The organism is Psychrobacillus sp. AK 1817, assembly GCF_008807035.1.
Taxonomy (GTDB): Bacteria; Bacillota; Bacilli; order Bacillales_A; family Planococcaceae; genus Psychrobacillus; species Psychrobacillus faecigallinarum.
On record NZ_CP031739.1, the window covers coordinates 3,724,232 to 3,740,152 of the forward strand.

The window sequence follows — 15,921 nt, forward strand, 5'->3', positions numbered from 1 at the left end:
GTTAGGTAAAAGGAGGAGAACTCATGCGTGAAGCAGTTATCGTAGCAGGTGCAAGAACACCAGTTGGTAAAGCGAAAAAAGGATCTCTAGCTAATGTGCGCCCAGATGATTTTGGGGCATTAGTGGTAAAAGAGACATTGAAAAGAGCGGGCGGATACGATGGCCCTATAGATGATTTAATATTAGGATGTGCCATGCCAGAAGCTGAGCAGGGGATGAACGTTGCTCGTAATATCGGTGCGCTTGCTGGACTTCCAGATACAACTCCAGCGATTACTATTAATCGTTTCTGTTCATCTGGATTACAATCAATTGCTTATGCAGCAGAACGTATTATGCTAGGTCACTCGGAAGCAATTATTGCTGGAGGAGTAGAGTCGATGAGTATGGTTCCGATGATGGGTAACGTTATCCGACCAAACGCTCATTTAGCTGAAACAGCACCTCAGTATTATATGGGGATGGGACATACGGCAGAGCAGGTAGCGAATAAGTATAATGTAAGCCGTGAGGACCAGGATGCTTTCGCTGTCCGTTCTCATCAGCTTGCTGCAGCGGCAATTGCTGCTGGGAAGTTTAACGACGATATCGTACCAGTAGAAGTAATCAAGCATTATGTAGATGAAAATAACAAAGCACAATCTAAAAAATTTATGTTCGAAATGGATGAGGGTGTACGTCCAGGAACAACAGTAGAAACACTTGCAAAATTACGTCCAGCATTTAATGTGCGTGGTTCTGTAACTGCAGGAAATGCATCTCAAACATCTGATGGTGCAGGAGCAGTATTAGTAATGGATCGTGAAGTTGCAGAAGCACAGGGCTTAAAGCCACTTGCTAAATTCCGCTCCTTCGCAGTAGGTGGAGTTGCGCCAGACGTAATGGGAATTGGACCAATCGTTGCTGTGCCAAAAGCATTGAAAATTGCAGGCCTATCTATTGAAGATATTGACCTTTGGGAGCTAAACGAAGCATTTGCTTCTCAATCAATCCAAGTAGTGCGTCATTTAGGCATTGATATGGATAAAGTAAATGTTAATGGTGGAGCCATTGCATTGGGGCATCCCCTTGGAGCAACGGGTTCTATACTAACACTTAAAATGATGAGCGAATTAAGAAGACAAGGGAAACAATTCGGTGTCGTTACCATGTGTATCGGTGGAGGCATGGGAGCAGCAGGAGTATTTGAACTTCTTTAATTTCAATAGGTGAAATGTGCTTTTAATATTTGGCGCATTTCACGATTACTAATTCAAACGTTTACACACATAGGAGGAGAAGGAAATGACACAAGTTCAAGATGCAATTAAAGGTGGAAGCTTTTTAGTAGAAGACATTGAAGCAAGTCGCGTATTTACACCAGAGGATTTCAATGATGAGCAAAAGATGATTGCTAAAACTGCAGAGGACTTTGTAAAAAGTGAAGTATTGCCTGTAGTAGAGAATTTAGAGCATCACGAGTTTGAGCACTCTGTACGTTTATTAAAATCAGCTGGAGATTTAGGTCTGTTGGCGGCTGATATTCCAGAAGCATATGATGGATTGGGATTAGACAAAATTTCTTCTGCGTTAATCGCTGAAAAATTGTCTGTAGCAGGCGGATTCTCTATTACTCACGGAGCACATGTAGGAATCGGTACACTACCAATCGTTCTTTTCGGTAACGAGGAACAAAAGAAAAAATACCTTCCAAATTCAGCTTCTGGAGACAAAATCTCAGCATACGCTTTAACGGAGCCAGGTTCAGGTTCTGACGCTCTAGGAGCAAAAACTACTGCTAAACTAAACGAAGCAGGCACTCACTATGTACTTAATGGGGAAAAACAATGGATCACTAATGCTGGATTTGCAGATGTGTTCGTAGTATACGCAAAAGTGGACGGAGACAAATTCTCTGCATTTATCGTAGAAAGAACTTTCCCAGGCGTTTCTGTAGGGGCTGAAGAAAAGAAAATGGGTATTAAATCTTCTTCTACTCGTACATTGATCCTAGAAGATGCAGAAGTACCAGTTGAAAACTTATTAGGAGAAATAGGCCGTGGTCATATTATCGCGTTTAACATCCTTAATATCGGGCGTTACAAATTAGGTGTAGGTACAATCGGTGGTTCTAAACGTGCATTAGAGCTAGCAATTTCTTATTCAAACCAACGTCAACAATTTAAGACACCTATTTCTTCATTTAACTTAACAAAACAAAAACTAGCAACTATGGCTTCTAAGCTTTATGCTACTGAAAGCTTGATTTACCGAACAGTTGGTTACTTCGAGGACCGTATGAGCCAAATGAGCGAAGAAGATCAAAAAGACGGAAGCAAAATTGCAGCTGCAATTGCTGAGTATGCTATTGAATGCTCTATTAACAAAGTAGTAGGTTCAGAGGTGTTAGACTATATCGCTGACGAGGCTGTTCAATTACATGGCGGATACGGCTTCATGCAAGAGTATGAAGTAGAGCGCATTTACCGTGACTCTCGAATTAACCGTATTTTCGAAGGGACAAATGAAATTAACCGTTTAATCGTTCCTGGAACATTCTTGAAAAAAGCAATGAAGGGTGAATTGCCACTTCTTCAAAAGGCACAAGGACTACAAGAAGAGCTATTAATGATGATGCCAGAAGAAGTTGGCGATGAAGCTCTAGCTCAAGAGAAGGTACTAGTTGCTAACGCTAAGAAAATTGGTATTTTAGCTGCTGGTATGGCTGCTCAACGCTTCGGAACTAAGCTAGAAGCCGAGCAAGAAGTATTGGTACACATCGCAAACATTGCAAACAACATTTTTGCTATGGAATCAGCAGTACTTCGTACAGAAAAAGCTATCGGACGCAGTGGAGAAGAAAAAGCAGCTCAAAAGCTTCTATACACTCAAATCTTCTGCCAAGAAGCATTCAATGAAATCGAAGCGGCAGCGAAAGAAACTTTAATAGCTTCTGTAGATGGCGACAACTTACGCATGATGCTTTCTGCACTTCGTAAACTAACTCGCTACACTCCTTACAACGTAATCGAGAAAAAGCGTGAAGCTTCAGTAAAACTAATCGAAGCAGAAAAATTCGTAGTTTAATCATATAAAAACAAAGCTGCCCTCAAGAGTCTCCTATTGACTCCTGAGGGCAGTTTTTTACATAAGTAATTGATCACTCAGGAGAAATCATAACAAAAAAGCATAATTAGCAACGAAATCCAGCAACTTTTTAAGTGGAATTAAGTTTATGACCGGATAGAAATATTTATGACCGGATAGCACAGTTTTATGACCGGATAGAAAAATATATGACCGTTCAGCAAAATCTATCTTTTATCGCTGATGAATCAATAATGAAAGTGGAGATATTGAATTTAGTTTACTAGAAAATGACGACTTGATAGGTGGAAATTACTTTATGACCGGATAGCACAATTTTATGACCGGATAAAAATATTTATAACCGCATAGCGAGGATTTATGACCGGATAGAAAAATATATGACCGTTCAGCAAATATATCTCTAATTGGGCTTGATTCTTAGGGTCAATTGAAAGAATGAGTTAACTGCATTCTAGTAAGGCAAACTATATAGAAGCGATTTTACTTATTTCTATAATGCACTATAAAATATTGAAATTTAAAACTTGGTTTGATCCCTCTTGCATGAGTAGCAAAATATTATTATGATAAAAAGAAAAAGGTGAGATTTAAATGACTATAAAATTTTACGGTTATCCTAAATGTAGTACTTGTAACAAAGCTAGCAAATGGTTGAGAGACAATCAAGTACAATTCGAGAATCACCATATTGTAGATGCGCCACCATCAAAAGAATTTTTAAAAGAGATGGTAGCTAACGGAGATTATGAGCTTAAAAAGTTCTTTAATACTAGTGGAGTGAAGTACCGTGAATTGCAACTGAAGGACAAGCTTCCTACTATGTCGGAGGATGAACAGTTGGAGCTGCTTGCTTCGGATGGAAAGCTTATTAAACGCCCACTTGTTTATGATGGAAACAAGCTTACACTTGGTTTCAAGGAAGAGCAGTTTGAGGACATGTGGAAAACCTCTTAAAGTACCTTGTATTTACTAGGGAAATATGTGAATATTAAATAGATGGAATATTTAATTGAGAGGGGTTTATTTATGAGCGTGCCTAAAGATTTTAAGTACTCAGCTGAACATGAATGGGTTAAAAATGAGGACGGAAATGTCCGCATCGGTATTACTCATTTTGCGCAATCAGAACTAGGAGACATCGTTTTTGTTGAACTTCCACAAGTTGGAGATGAAATTAAAGCAGGAGATGCTTTTGGTAGCGTTGAATCAGTAAAAACAGTTTCGGAACTATATGCACCAATTAGCGGTAAAGTAGTGGAAGTAAATGCTGAGCTAGAAGATAGCCCCGAATTCGTTAATGAATCACCTTATGAAAATGCTTGGATGATCGTTGTTGAGCCTTCTGATTTATCAGAAGTGGACAGCTTATTGTCTCCAGAAAAGTATGAAGAATTAATTGCAGAGTAATAATGAAAACGCCGGTTAATAATCGGCGTTTTTTTCATATAATAAAGGAAAGGTAACAAGTTGGGAGAGAAGCTAAATGGCACATGTATTTAGTGATAAAATAATTCTCGTCGAGGGAAGGTCTGATAAACTACAATTGTTGACCCTTCTCGATGAATCTCCAGAAATCATTTGTACAAATGGAACGATATCCGATGTAAAATTGGAGGAGCTTTTAAGCCCTTATGATGGCTTGCCGATTTATGCTTTTCTAGATGCCGACAAATCTGGCGAACAAATACGCTCGGTTGTCAGGAAGGAATATCCTGAGGCAATTCACCTCTATACAAATCCTATGTATGGTGAAGTGGCGAATACCCCGGCGAAGGTTTTGGCATCCATATTAAAACGTGTTAATATTAAGGTGAAAAAAGAATTTTTGCCTTAGGATGATGTGTAATGAATGAGTGGACTAAAGAGCAATGGGAAAGCATTAAAGATAACTCTCCACTTTCCTTATTTTATATTTATACCCCTATGTGTGGTACGTGTCAGATTGCAAGCAAGATGATGAACGTCATTAAAGAGATGGTTTCTGATCCAATTGGCCAAGCAAATATTAACTTTCTTGGTGATTTGGCAATAGAACAAGAAATTGAAAGTGTACCTTGCTTATTAATATCTAAAAATGGCAGGGTAGAAAAAAAGATTTATGCGTTTCAATCCGTACCCTATCTATTGGAAACAATAAAAACTATTGACGAAAACAAGATCCTATGATAATATTCGTTGTGTTGAAAAAGTAATTTAATAGTGTCGCTCTTATTGAGAGAGGTGGAGGGAAGTGCCCTACGAAGCCCGGCAACCGTCGCGAAAGTGAAATGGTGCCAAGTCACGCAAAGCTATAGCTTTGAGAAATGAGAGAATGGATGAGTGTTATTTGAAATTGATAACCTACACCCCTTCTGCTCTTTTGCAGAAGGGGTTTTTTAATAGGAAAGGTGGCTAGATTTACATGATTAGTTTAAAGGAAGTTTCGAAAAGATTTATTACAAAGCAAGGAGAAATCGTTGCTGTTGATAATGTAAATCTGGACATACAGCGTGGAGAAATATTTGGGATTATTGGTTATAGCGGAGCCGGTAAAAGTACATTGATCCGCTTATTGAATGGCTTAGAAAAACCTTCTGTCGGCCAAATAGTTGTGAATGGGCAAGAGATTACTTCCATAAATGAGGAGAAGCTCCGTGGCTTCCGACAAAAGGTAAGTATGATCTTCCAGCATTTCAATCTTTTATGGTCGAGAACAGTCGCTGAAAATATAGCATTTCCTCTAGAAATTGCTGGAGTTCCGAAGGACAAAAGAAAAGCCAGAGTAGAGGAGCTTTTGAACCTTGTTGGTCTAGAGGGCAGAGGAGATTCTTATCCTTCACAATTATCTGGTGGGCAAAAGCAGCGTGTAGGAATTGCTAGGGCTTTAGCTAATGGACCAGAGGTATTGCTTTGTGATGAGGCAACATCTGCTCTTGATCCTGAAACGACCGATTCAATACTAGACCTACTTGTCAGCATCAACGAAAAACTAGGATTAACAATTGTATTGATTACACACGAAATGCAAGTTATTCAAAAGATTTGTAACCGAGTAGCTGTTATGGAAAATGGGCGAGTTGTAGAAGAGGGAGATGTGCTAGAGGTTTTCCAAAAGCCACAACAGGCTATTACTAAACGTTTCGTCTCTCAAATTTCTGATTCCAACCAGCCAGTGCAAACGATTCAAAAACTAGTCCAGCTTTATCCAAATGGTAAGCTAGTCAAGCTCGTTTTTGTCGGTGAAACCACAGAGCAGCCAATTCTTTCAAGATTAATCAAACAGTTTGATTTAGAAGTTAATATTGTGCAAGGTAACATCTCTCATACGAAGAGTGGAGCTTTCGGTACACTAATTCTTCAAATCGATGGAAATGACCAAGCCGTGGAGGATGCAATACAATTTATCCACTCGCAAAAAGTAAACACTGAGGTGATCAACAATGATTGAATCGTTATTTCCAAATGTTGATTGGCCTAAAATGTGGGACGCTACTCTAGAAACCCTGTATATGACAGCAGTTTCTACGGTACTCACAGCAATCTTTGGACTAATTTTAGGACTTTTATTATTTTTGACAAGCCCACATCAGGCTTGGGCGAATAAATTGGCAAATTGGTTAACGGGTGCGGTAGTAAATATATTCCGCTCTATCCCATTTATTATATTAATTATTTTATTGATCCCACTTACAACACTGTTGATGGGCTCGATGCGTGGTCCGAATGCTGCTTTCCCAGCATTAGTGATTGGAGCTGCTCCATTTTATGCTCGCATGGTTTTAATTGCTTTACGAGAAATTGATAAAGGCGTTTTAGAGGCTGCAAAATCTATGGGTGCTAAAACCACAACTATTATATGGAAGGTTTTATTGCCTGAATCAATGCCAGCTTTAGTGTCTGGTATAACCGTAACTTGTATTTCACTAGTTGGTTATACAGCTATGGCAGGAATCATTGGAGCGGGAGGATTAGGGAATCTAGCCTTTTTAGATGGTTTCCAACGTGGACGCGGGGATGTCACACTCGTAGCTACTATTTTAATATTAATCATCGTGTTCATTATCCAATGGATTGGTGACATCATTACTACAAAAATAGATAAACGATAAGGGAGAGATTGGGATGAAAAAATTATTGGCTGGAGTTTTATTATCTGTTAGTGCATTAACGCTTGCTGCATGTGGAGACGAGGATAGCGATAAATTAGTTGTTGGTGCATCCAACGTACCGCACGCAGAAATTTTAGAACAGGTAAAACCTATCTTAGAAGAACAAGGTATTGAGCTTCAAATTGAAACCTATCAAGACTATGTACTACCAAATAAAGACCTAGATTCTGGAGATCTAGATGCCAATTATTTTCAACATGCTCCATACTTAGAATCTCAAATGAAAGATTTCGATTATGATTTCGCAAATGCTGGCGGAATCCATATTGAGCCAATTGGTCTTTACTCTAAAAAATACGCTTCTATTGACGAACTTCCTGAGGGCGCAACTATTCTAATGAGTAACTCTGTAGCTGACCATGGACGCGTGTTAGCGATGCTAGAAGCAGAAGGTCTAATTACCCTGGCAGAGGGAATAGATAAAACAACTGCCGAAATTGGAGACATCGTAGATAATCCTAAAAACCTAGAATTTGATCCTAACTACGAAGCGGCCCTAATGGTTCAGTTATATGAAAATGAAGAGGGTGATGCATTATTGATCAACTCCAATTATGCAATCGACGCTGGCCTAAATCCATTAGAAGATGCAATCGCTATTGAAGACTCAGAATCTCCGTATGTTAACCTAATTGCTGTAAAAGCTGGTAACGAGGACGACAAGCGCATCAAAGCACTAGTAGAAGCATTACAATCAGAAGAAATTCAAGACTTTATATTGGAAGAATGGAAAGGTTCAGTTGTTCCAGTAAAATAATAAGATAAGTGAGCAAGCACTTTGTGTGCTTGCTTTTTTTTTGTGATTGAGCGGAGTCAGTGCCCTTAACTGGTTGAGGTTTGTCTCCTAAAAAGATGGAAACCGCTCCTAAACGGGAGAAACTGTCTCCTAAATCAAAGAAAAGCGCTCCTAACTGAGAGCATCGCCCCTAAATTGTTGGAAGTGTCTCCTAAAAAGGTGGAAACCGCTCCTAAACGGGAGAAACTGTCTCCTAAATCAAAGAAAAGCGCTCCTAACTAGAGTGTCGCTCCTAAATTGTTGGAAGTGTCTCCTAAAAAGGTGGAAACCGCTCCTAAAACAGGAGAAACTGTCTCCTAAATCAAAGAAAAGTGCCCCTACCTAAGAGCGTCGCCCCTAAATTGTTGGAAGTGTCTCCTAAAAAGGTGGAAACCGCTCCTAACTCAGAAAATACATCTACTAATCTAAAATTCCAAAATAAGGGTATCTTTATTCTATTCATTTTGCTAATCTGATAGGGAGGTGATGACTATTGATTATAAAAAAATATACTGAATCGCAACAACTGAAAGCAATGAAATTATTATTAAACAGGCTGCCTATGAAGCACCCGCTTTACTCAAAACTCGGCATGGAAATTCAAACAACGATGGCAGGAGATTATGGAGAGGAAATGGTTTATAGAGAATTAGAGAGGATGCATTTACCTTACAATTATTATTTGTTTCATAAAATAATGATTCGTACAGAAAAGTTATTTGAAATTGATTATATTTTATTAACTCCATTTGGTGCAATTGTGCTTGAAGTAAAAAATATTATAGGAGAGCTTGAATTTCAGGTAAATCCTTCTCAATTATTACAAACTAAGGATAATGGAGAGATAAAAAAATATCCTTGTCCCGTTAACCAGTTAAATGAGTACATCTATTTACTATCTAATTTCTTGTCCCAGCATAACCTCTCGATTCCAGTATTCGGAGCAATTATTTTTGCTTCTAAGAATAGCTATGTAAAAACCACCACAAACGAGACAACAATCCTTTATAAGAAAGATCTATATTCGTTCCTTCGAAAACTCCAAAATAAACCCTCGACTGTAACCAATTCTAAGCTCAGCCAGATAAAGAATCTGATCCTAAAATATAATTCCCCATATGAATTTTTTCCTTTAACAAAACATTACTATATAGAACCAAGTGATTTAATCCTGGGAGTCGCATGTGAAAAATGCGGACAAGTTGGGATGAATAAAGTGAAGAATTTCTGGTATTGTGCAGGCTGCCAGTATGTAGACAAATATGCTTTACAAAAATCACTACAACAATATTTTTTATTGTATGACGACTTCATAACAAACAAAACATGCAGAGAGTTTTTACAATTAAAAACTCGATATGAAGCGAATAGATTATTAAGGAAAGCAAACCTAATTAAAATAGGAAACAATAAATCTACAAAATATAAGTGGAAAACTTAATGTATAAATCAATTCCATAATTCTTGTTTATATGAAAAAATACGAACAATCTTTATTATCATTTCATTTCCTCTCTAGGCTGATGCTTTCAGAGGAGTAGCGAAAAGAATTTATCGTCAGCCCTTGCTACAATGTTTAATTGGTAAAGGTTTATTTATGAAATTAACTCGGAAATAAAACTTTTTAAAAATGATTCGTTTCACCCGTTTTTATTTTCGTCTATAATTTGCTTTTTAAAATGCACAAAATATTCTAGAGTGTTTTAGGTTATATAGCATTCGCCCTCATGTGCATGAGGTTAGGATTTGAAGTGGCAGACAAGTCAATAAATAACAGGGTTACGTAAACCAATAGGAAGAAACATATATATGTGACATATGTAGCAATTCCTTTTTTATCGTAGACAATTATCAGAATAAAAAGGATGTTTGAACTTAACATGAGGTGGTATCTAGTGTAGTATAGAAACCATAAAAATTGAAAGGAATGATTTATTATCAGTTCGGAAGAGTTGCCGTATACAGAACAAATGGACCACGCGTTTAGAGGAGTACATGGTTTCGGCTACGATGAATTACGAAATAGTCAAAGATTGAGAGCGAAAGTTGAAAAACGTCGTCAAGCCGATCACGAAAAAAGTATGCAGCTTGCTGCTAAGCTCGATGCTCGTGCTTTCCGAGGTTAATTTAAATATAAGACAAAAATCCATGCAGATTAATCTGTGTGGATTTTTTATTTCTAGGATAAAAGAGTGAAGGAAACGGTATTTATTTTCTGCCTTTTTGAGTTAACACTATGCTGGTAGTGATATGCATTCTCAATTAGATGCTTCTTATTGAAAATGATAGCATCATAAAGTACCATAAATATCAACCTATTTCTTCTATTAAAAATGTTATATATTATCAATGAGAAAGTGTTTCAAAAGATTTGCAAGGGACTTCAGTTTGGGTTAAGATTAGAATGATAATAAATTAGAATGGTTACACATTCATAGTTACTTAATGGAGGTTATTAAATGTCGACTTTAGTTATTAAGGATTTACACGTTGCTATCGACGGTAAAGAGATTTTAAAAGGTGTTAATTTGTCTCTTAACACAAATGAAATTCACGCTATCATGGGTCCAAACGGTACTGGTAAGTCTACTTTGGCTTCAGCTATCATGGGTCATCCTAAATATGAAGTTACTTCTGGTTCTGTAGAACTAGATGGTGAAGATGTATTGGAAATGGAAGTGGATGAGCGCGCACAAGCTGGTTTGTTCCTTGCAATGCAATATCCAAGTGAGATCACTGGAGTAACTAACGCAGACTTCTTACGTTCGGCAATCAACTCTCGCCGTGAAGAAGGGGATGAAATTTCACTTATGAAATTCATCCGCGAATTAGACAGCAAAATGGAATTCTTAGAAATGGACGTTGACATGGCGCAACGCTATTTAAATGAAGGATTCTCAGGTGGAGAGAAAAAACGTAACGAAATTCTTCAGTTAATGATGCTTAAACCTAAATTTGCTATTTTAGATGAAATTGACTCAGGTTTAGATATCGATGCACTTAAAGTTGTATCTAAAGGTATCAATGAAATGCGTGGAGAAGGATTTGGTAGCTTAATCATCACTCACTACCAACGTTTACTTAACTACATCACTCCAGACCATGTACATGTTATGATGCAAGGTCGCGTTGTTAAATCTGGTGGCCCTGAGCTAGCTCAAAAATTAGAAGCTCAAGGTTATGACTGGATTAAAGAAGAATTAGGAATCGAAGACGAGACAGTTGGACAAGAAGCATAAGAAAGGGGACGCATGACATGACGGTTGAAACGAAATTGGCATTAACCGAACAGGATATTCGCTCCTTTTCAGAAGGTCACCAAGAACCAGGCTGGATGACGGAACTTCGTCTTTCTGCTTTAGGTCAAGTGGAAACACTTCCAATGCCAACACCAGATAAAACAAAAATTACAAATTGGAATTTCACTGAATTTCCTGCTCATACTGTAGAAAGCACTACATTTTCTTCATTGGATGAACTTCCTGAAGAGGTGCAAGCACTTGTTCATGCAGACGAGCAAAAAAATATATATATTCAACATAACAACACACCAGCTTACTTATCAGTTACGGATAATTTAAAAGCTCAAGGTGTTATCATTACAGATATTTATACTGCAGCGCGTGAACATAGCGAGCTAGTACAAAAATATTTCATGACTGATGGAGTCAAAGTTAATGAACACAAATTAACTGCCCTTCATGCTGCATTATTAAACGGTGGGGTATTTGTATACGTACCGAAAAATGTAGTAATTGAAGAACCTGTTCAAGTAATTTACTTACATGATAACGAAACTGCTTCTTTATTCAATCACACATTGCTTGTGGCGGATGAAAACAGTTCAGTAACCTATGTGGAGAATTATTTGTCTACAGTTGAAAAAACGAACGGTCTAGCAAACATTATTTCAGAAGTAATTGTGAAGGATAATGCGAAAGTTACTTTTGGAACAGTGGACGTTCTTGCAGAAGGATTTACTACTTATGTTAACCGTCGTGGTGTAACTAGTCGTGATGCTGTAATCGAATGGGCACTTGGAATGATGAATGACAGTGATACTATTTCTGAAAATGTCACTCACTTAGTTGGGGATAACTCAGAAGGTCATGTGAAAATGGTTGTTGTAGGTCGCGGAAATCAAAAACAAAACTTTACAACAAAAGTTATTCACTGGGGTAAACATACAGAAGGACAAATTCTTAAGCATGGTGTTATGAAAGATGCTGCTTCTTCTATTTTCAACGGTATCGGTAAAATCGAATTCGGTGCTACAAAAGCAAACGCTGAACAAGAATCTCGTGTTCTGATGTTAAGTGAAAAAGCTCGCGGAGATGCTAACCCGATTTTATTAATCGACGAGGACGATGTAACAGCAGGTCATGCAGCATCTGTTGGACGCGTTGATCCCCTTCAGCTGTACTACTTGATGAGTCGTGGTATTTCTAAACAAAATGCAGAGCGTCTTGTAATTCATGGATTCCTTGCACCAGTAGTAAATGAACTACCAATCGAAGGCGTGAAGAAACAGCTGACGGAGGTAATTGAAAGGAAAGTTCGCTAATGCTCAATACAAAAGAGATTCGAAGCTATTTTCCAATTCTTAACCAAGAAGTTAATGGTCATCCACTTGTATATTTAGATAGCGGCGCTACTTCTCAGAAGCCAATTCAAGTAATTGAAGCTATTAAAAAGTACTACGAATTTGATAATTCAAACGTTCACCGTGGTGTTCATACACTTGGTAACCGTGCAACGGAAAGTTATGAAGGTGCACGCGAAAAGGTTCGTGAGTTTATCAATGCGAAATCTACTAAAGAAGTAATTTTCACTCGTGGAACAACAACTGGTATTAATACCGTTGCAAAAAGCTATGGCCTTGCAAACGTAAAAGAAGGCGATGAAATTGTAATCACGTATATGGAGCATCATTCCAATATTATTCCTTGGCAGCAATTAGCGAAGGAAACTGGAGCTACGCTTAAATATATTGACTTAGAAGAAGATGGTACACTATCTTTGGAAAAAGTCCGTGAAACAATTACAGAGAAAACTAAAATAGTATCTGTCGTGTACGTATCAAATGTATTAGGCACGATGAATCCTATTAAAGAAATTACAAAAATTGCACATGAACATGGAGCTGTTATGGTAGTGGATGGAGCACAGGCTGCTCCTCACTTAAAGCTCGATGTGCAAGATTTAGATTGTGATTTCCTAGCATTCTCTGGACACAAAATGTGTGGTCCAACCGGTATCGGGGTTCTTTACGGAAAAGAGGCACTACTTGATGCAATGGAGCCGATTGAGTTCGGTGGAGAAATGATCGATTTTGTTGGCTTGCAAGAATCAACATGGAAGGAGCTACCTTGGAAGTTTGAAGGTGGAACTCCAATCATTGCTGGAGCAATCGGTTTAGCTGCTGCAATTGATTTCCTAGAAGAAATCGGTTTATCAGAGATTGAAAAACATGAGCATGAGCTTGCGGCTTATGCCATGGACAAAATGTCAACAATTGAAGGCTTAACTATTTACGGACCACAAGATCCGTCGAAACGAGCTGGAATTGTAACATTTAATTTAGATGAAGTACATCCTCACGATGTCGCAACAGTCCTAGATATGAATGGTATTGCTATTCGTGCAGGACATCACTGTGCGCAGCCACTCATGAAGTGGTTAAAAGCTACTGCAACTGCTAGAGCAAGCTTCTACGTTTATAACTCTGAAGAAGATGTAGATCTTCTCGTTGCCGGCCTACGCACTGCTAAGGAGTATTTTGGAGATGTCTTCTAATTTAGACCAATTATATCGCCAGGTCATTATGGACCATTACAAAAATCCTCGCAATAAAGGTAGTATTGAGGATGGCGCGTTGACAATAGATATGAATAACCCGACCTGCGGAGATCGCATTCACTTGACTATTCAAGTGGAAGGCGGCGTTGTACAAGATGCAAAATTTGATGGAGAAGGATGTTCCATCTCTATGTCTTCTGCATCCATGATGACGCAAGCGATCAAAGGAAGAAATATAGATGAGGCGCTACAGCTTTCCCATATCTTTTCGGATATGATGCTTGGAAAAGAATATGACGACTCTATTGACCTTGGAGATATCGAGGCATTAAATGGCGTATCCAAATTCCCAGCACGTATCAAATGTGCAACTCTTGCATGGAAAGCAATGGAAAAAGGCGTTTCAGAGGAAAAGAAATAATAATAGAACGGAGGAAATACGATGGCAAAAAAAATGCCTGAAATTGGTGATTACAAATATGGCTTCCACGATAAAGACGTATCCATTTTCCGTTCAAAACGTGGTTTAACGAAAGAAATCGTTGAAGAAATTTCCCGTATGAAGAATGAACCACAATGGATGTTAGACTATCGCTTAAAAGCATTAGAAATTTTCTACTCTAAACCAATGCCACAATGGGGTGGAGATCTAGGTTCATTAAATTTCGATGAAATCACTTATTATGTAAAACCATCAGAACAAACAGAAAAATCATGGGATGAAGTACCTGAAGAAATTAAAGCTACTTTTGATAAATTAGGTATTCCTGAAGCAGAACAAAAATACCTTGCAGGTGTTTCTGCACAGTATGAATCTGAGGTTGTTTACCACAACATGAAGCAAGAACTTGAAGATATGGGAATTGTATTTAAAGATACAGACTCTGCACTTCGTGAAAATGAAGACATCTTCAAAAAACACTGGGGTACAGTAATCCCTTCTTCTGACAACAAATTCTCTGCTCTTAACTCAGCAGTTTGGTCAGGCGGATCATTTATCTATGTACCACCAGGTGTAAAAGTGGATACTCCACTTCAAGCATACTTCCGTATTAACTCAGAAAACATGGGGCAATTCGAACGTACGCTTATCATTGTAGATGAAGGCGCTTCTGTACATTATGTTGAAGGATGTACAGCTCCTGTTTACACAACTAACTCACTTCACAGTGCGGTAGTTGAAATCATCATCAAAAAAGACGCTTATTGCCGTTACACAACAATCCAAAACTGGGCAAACAACGTGTATAACTTAGTTACAAAACGTGCTGTTTGTGATGCTAACGCAACGATGGAATGGATTGATGGTAACATCGGTTCTAAGCTTACTATGAAATATCCAGCTGTTATCCTTAAAGGTGAGGGTGCACGTGGTATGACTCTTTCTATCGCTATCGCTGGTAAAGGTCAACACCAAGATGCTGGTGCTAAAATGATGCATTTAGCTCCAAATACTTCTTCTACGATTGTTTCGAAATCTATTTCTAAACAAGGTGGTAAAGTAACATACCGTGGTATCGTTCATTTTGGACGTAAAGCTACTGGAGCTCGTGCTAATATCGAATGTGATACATTAATCATGGATAATCAGTCTACTTCTGATACAATCCCATACAACGAAATCTTGAACGATAACATTTCTCTAGAGCATGAAGCGAAAGTTTCTAAAGTATCAGAGGAACAGTTATTCTACTTGATGAGTCGTGGACTAAGCGAAGAAGAAGCAACTGAAATGATCGTAATGGGCTTCATCGAGCCATTCACAAAAGAACTTCCAATGGAATATGCGGTAGAAATGAACCGTCTCATCAAGTTCGAGATGGAAGGATCTATCGGTTAATATTTTATTAACTTTGATTCAATAATAAATGTATAATGAAAATTAATCGAACCAATATTGGATCGATGTGAATTTTCCTAAAGTGTAGGAGGCGAACTTTTAAGTTCGTCTTCTTTTTTTTATTTAAAATGGGGAAATATTATAGCTACCTTAAAGAGGTTAATTATATTTCATTAAATTGTATAATTATGGAATTAAATATATAATATATTTAGGCAAGTTAAATCTTTGTTGATTGGAACAACAGTCGGCGACTCGTACTCTTAAAA

General features: G+C 38.0%; 16 protein-coding genes and 1 riboswitch. All 16 genes read left to right on the forward strand.

Annotated features, from left to right (window positions below; translation table 11 throughout):
* Positions 1 to 23 precede the first annotated feature (23 nt).
* The 16 genes from D0S48_RS18580 to sufB all read left to right on the forward strand — a co-directional run bounded on the left by D0S48_RS18580 (position 24) and on the right by sufB (position 15,652).
* Positions 24 to 1,199 (forward strand): acetyl-CoA C-acetyltransferase, encoded by a 1,176-nt coding sequence (locus D0S48_RS18580; RefSeq protein ID WP_151113294.1) that lies wholly within the window; start codon positions 24 to 26, stop codon positions 1,197 to 1,199.
* Between the two features lie 85 nt (positions 1,200 to 1,284).
* Positions 1,285 to 3,066: an acyl-CoA dehydrogenase family protein gene (locus tag D0S48_RS18585; RefSeq protein WP_151113296.1), complete on the forward strand. Its 1,782-nt coding sequence runs from the start codon at positions 1,285 to 1,287 to the stop codon at positions 3,064 to 3,066.
* Positions 3,067 to 3,681: 615 nt separating this feature from the next.
* Positions 3,682 to 4,044 carry an arsenate reductase family protein gene (locus D0S48_RS18590; protein ID WP_151113298.1) on the forward strand — a complete coding sequence of 121 codons (363 nt, stop codon included), beginning with the start codon at positions 3,682 to 3,684 and terminating at the stop codon, positions 4,042 to 4,044.
* Positions 4,045 to 4,116: 72 nt separating this feature from the next.
* Complete coding sequence (gene gcvH, locus D0S48_RS18595; RefSeq protein WP_144538660.1) at positions 4,117 to 4,497, forward strand: glycine cleavage system protein GcvH; 381 nt, start codon at positions 4,117 to 4,119, stop codon at positions 4,495 to 4,497.
* A gap of 76 nt (positions 4,498 to 4,573) precedes the next feature.
* Positions 4,574 to 4,924 (forward strand): toprim domain-containing protein, encoded by a 351-nt coding sequence (locus D0S48_RS18600; protein ID WP_144538659.1) that lies wholly within the window; start codon positions 4,574 to 4,576, stop codon positions 4,922 to 4,924.
* An 11-nt stretch (positions 4,925 to 4,935) separates the two neighbouring features.
* The gene (locus tag D0S48_RS18605) at positions 4,936 to 5,256 is read left to right on the forward strand and encodes a thioredoxin family protein (RefSeq protein WP_151113300.1); all 321 of its coding nucleotides are present in this window, start codon (positions 4,936 to 4,938) and stop codon (positions 5,254 to 5,256) included.
* A 39-nt stretch (positions 5,257 to 5,295) separates the two neighbouring features.
* Positions 5,296 to 5,400, forward strand: a riboswitch (SAM riboswitch).
* Between the two features lie 91 nt (positions 5,401 to 5,491).
* Positions 5,492 to 6,517 carry a methionine ABC transporter ATP-binding protein gene (locus tag D0S48_RS18610; protein ID WP_151113302.1) on the forward strand — a complete coding sequence of 342 codons (1,026 nt, stop codon included), beginning with the start codon at positions 5,492 to 5,494 and terminating at the stop codon, positions 6,515 to 6,517.
* Complete coding sequence (locus D0S48_RS18615; protein WP_144538656.1) at positions 6,510 to 7,178, forward strand: methionine ABC transporter permease; 669 nt, start codon at positions 6,510 to 6,512, stop codon at positions 7,176 to 7,178. The genes D0S48_RS18610 and D0S48_RS18615 overlap by 8 nt, the downstream gene beginning before the upstream one ends.
* A 13-nt stretch (positions 7,179 to 7,191) precedes the next feature.
* The gene (locus D0S48_RS18620) at positions 7,192 to 7,995 is read left to right on the forward strand and encodes a MetQ/NlpA family ABC transporter substrate-binding protein (RefSeq protein WP_151113304.1); all 804 of its coding nucleotides are present in this window, start codon (positions 7,192 to 7,194) and stop codon (positions 7,993 to 7,995) included.
* 511 nt (positions 7,996 to 8,506) lie between these two features.
* On the forward strand, positions 8,507 to 9,454 hold the full coding sequence (locus tag D0S48_RS18625; RefSeq protein WP_151113306.1) for a nuclease-related domain-containing protein: 948 nt from the start codon (positions 8,507 to 8,509) through the stop codon (positions 9,452 to 9,454).
* A gap of 511 nt (positions 9,455 to 9,965) precedes the next feature.
* On the forward strand, positions 9,966 to 10,139 hold the full coding sequence (locus tag D0S48_RS20755; RefSeq protein WP_154310199.1) for a YuzK family famiily protein: 174 nt from the start codon (positions 9,966 to 9,968) through the stop codon (positions 10,137 to 10,139).
* Between the two features lie 333 nt (positions 10,140 to 10,472).
* On the forward strand, positions 10,473 to 11,252 hold the full coding sequence (gene sufC / locus D0S48_RS18630) for a Fe-S cluster assembly ATPase SufC (protein ID WP_144538652.1): 780 nt from the start codon (positions 10,473 to 10,475) through the stop codon (positions 11,250 to 11,252).
* A gap of 17 nt (positions 11,253 to 11,269) precedes the next feature.
* Complete coding sequence (sufD, locus tag D0S48_RS18635) at positions 11,270 to 12,577, forward strand: Fe-S cluster assembly protein SufD (RefSeq protein WP_144538651.1); 1,308 nt, start codon at positions 11,270 to 11,272, stop codon at positions 12,575 to 12,577.
* Positions 12,577 to 13,809, forward strand: a complete 1,233-nt coding sequence (locus D0S48_RS18640; RefSeq protein ID WP_144538650.1) for a cysteine desulfurase — start codon at positions 12,577 to 12,579, stop codon at positions 13,807 to 13,809. The genes sufD and D0S48_RS18640 overlap by 1 nt, the downstream gene beginning before the upstream one ends.
* Positions 13,799 to 14,233: a Fe-S cluster assembly sulfur transfer protein SufU gene (gene sufU, locus D0S48_RS18645; protein ID WP_144538649.1), complete on the forward strand. Its 435-nt coding sequence runs from the start codon at positions 13,799 to 13,801 to the stop codon at positions 14,231 to 14,233. Before D0S48_RS18640 ends, sufU begins: the two co-directional genes overlap by 11 nt.
* A 21-nt stretch (positions 14,234 to 14,254) precedes the next feature.
* Positions 14,255 to 15,652 (forward strand): Fe-S cluster assembly protein SufB, encoded by a 1,398-nt coding sequence (gene sufB / locus D0S48_RS18650; protein WP_144538648.1) that lies wholly within the window; start codon positions 14,255 to 14,257, stop codon positions 15,650 to 15,652.
* The last annotated feature ends 269 nt before the right edge of the window (positions 15,653 to 15,921 follow it).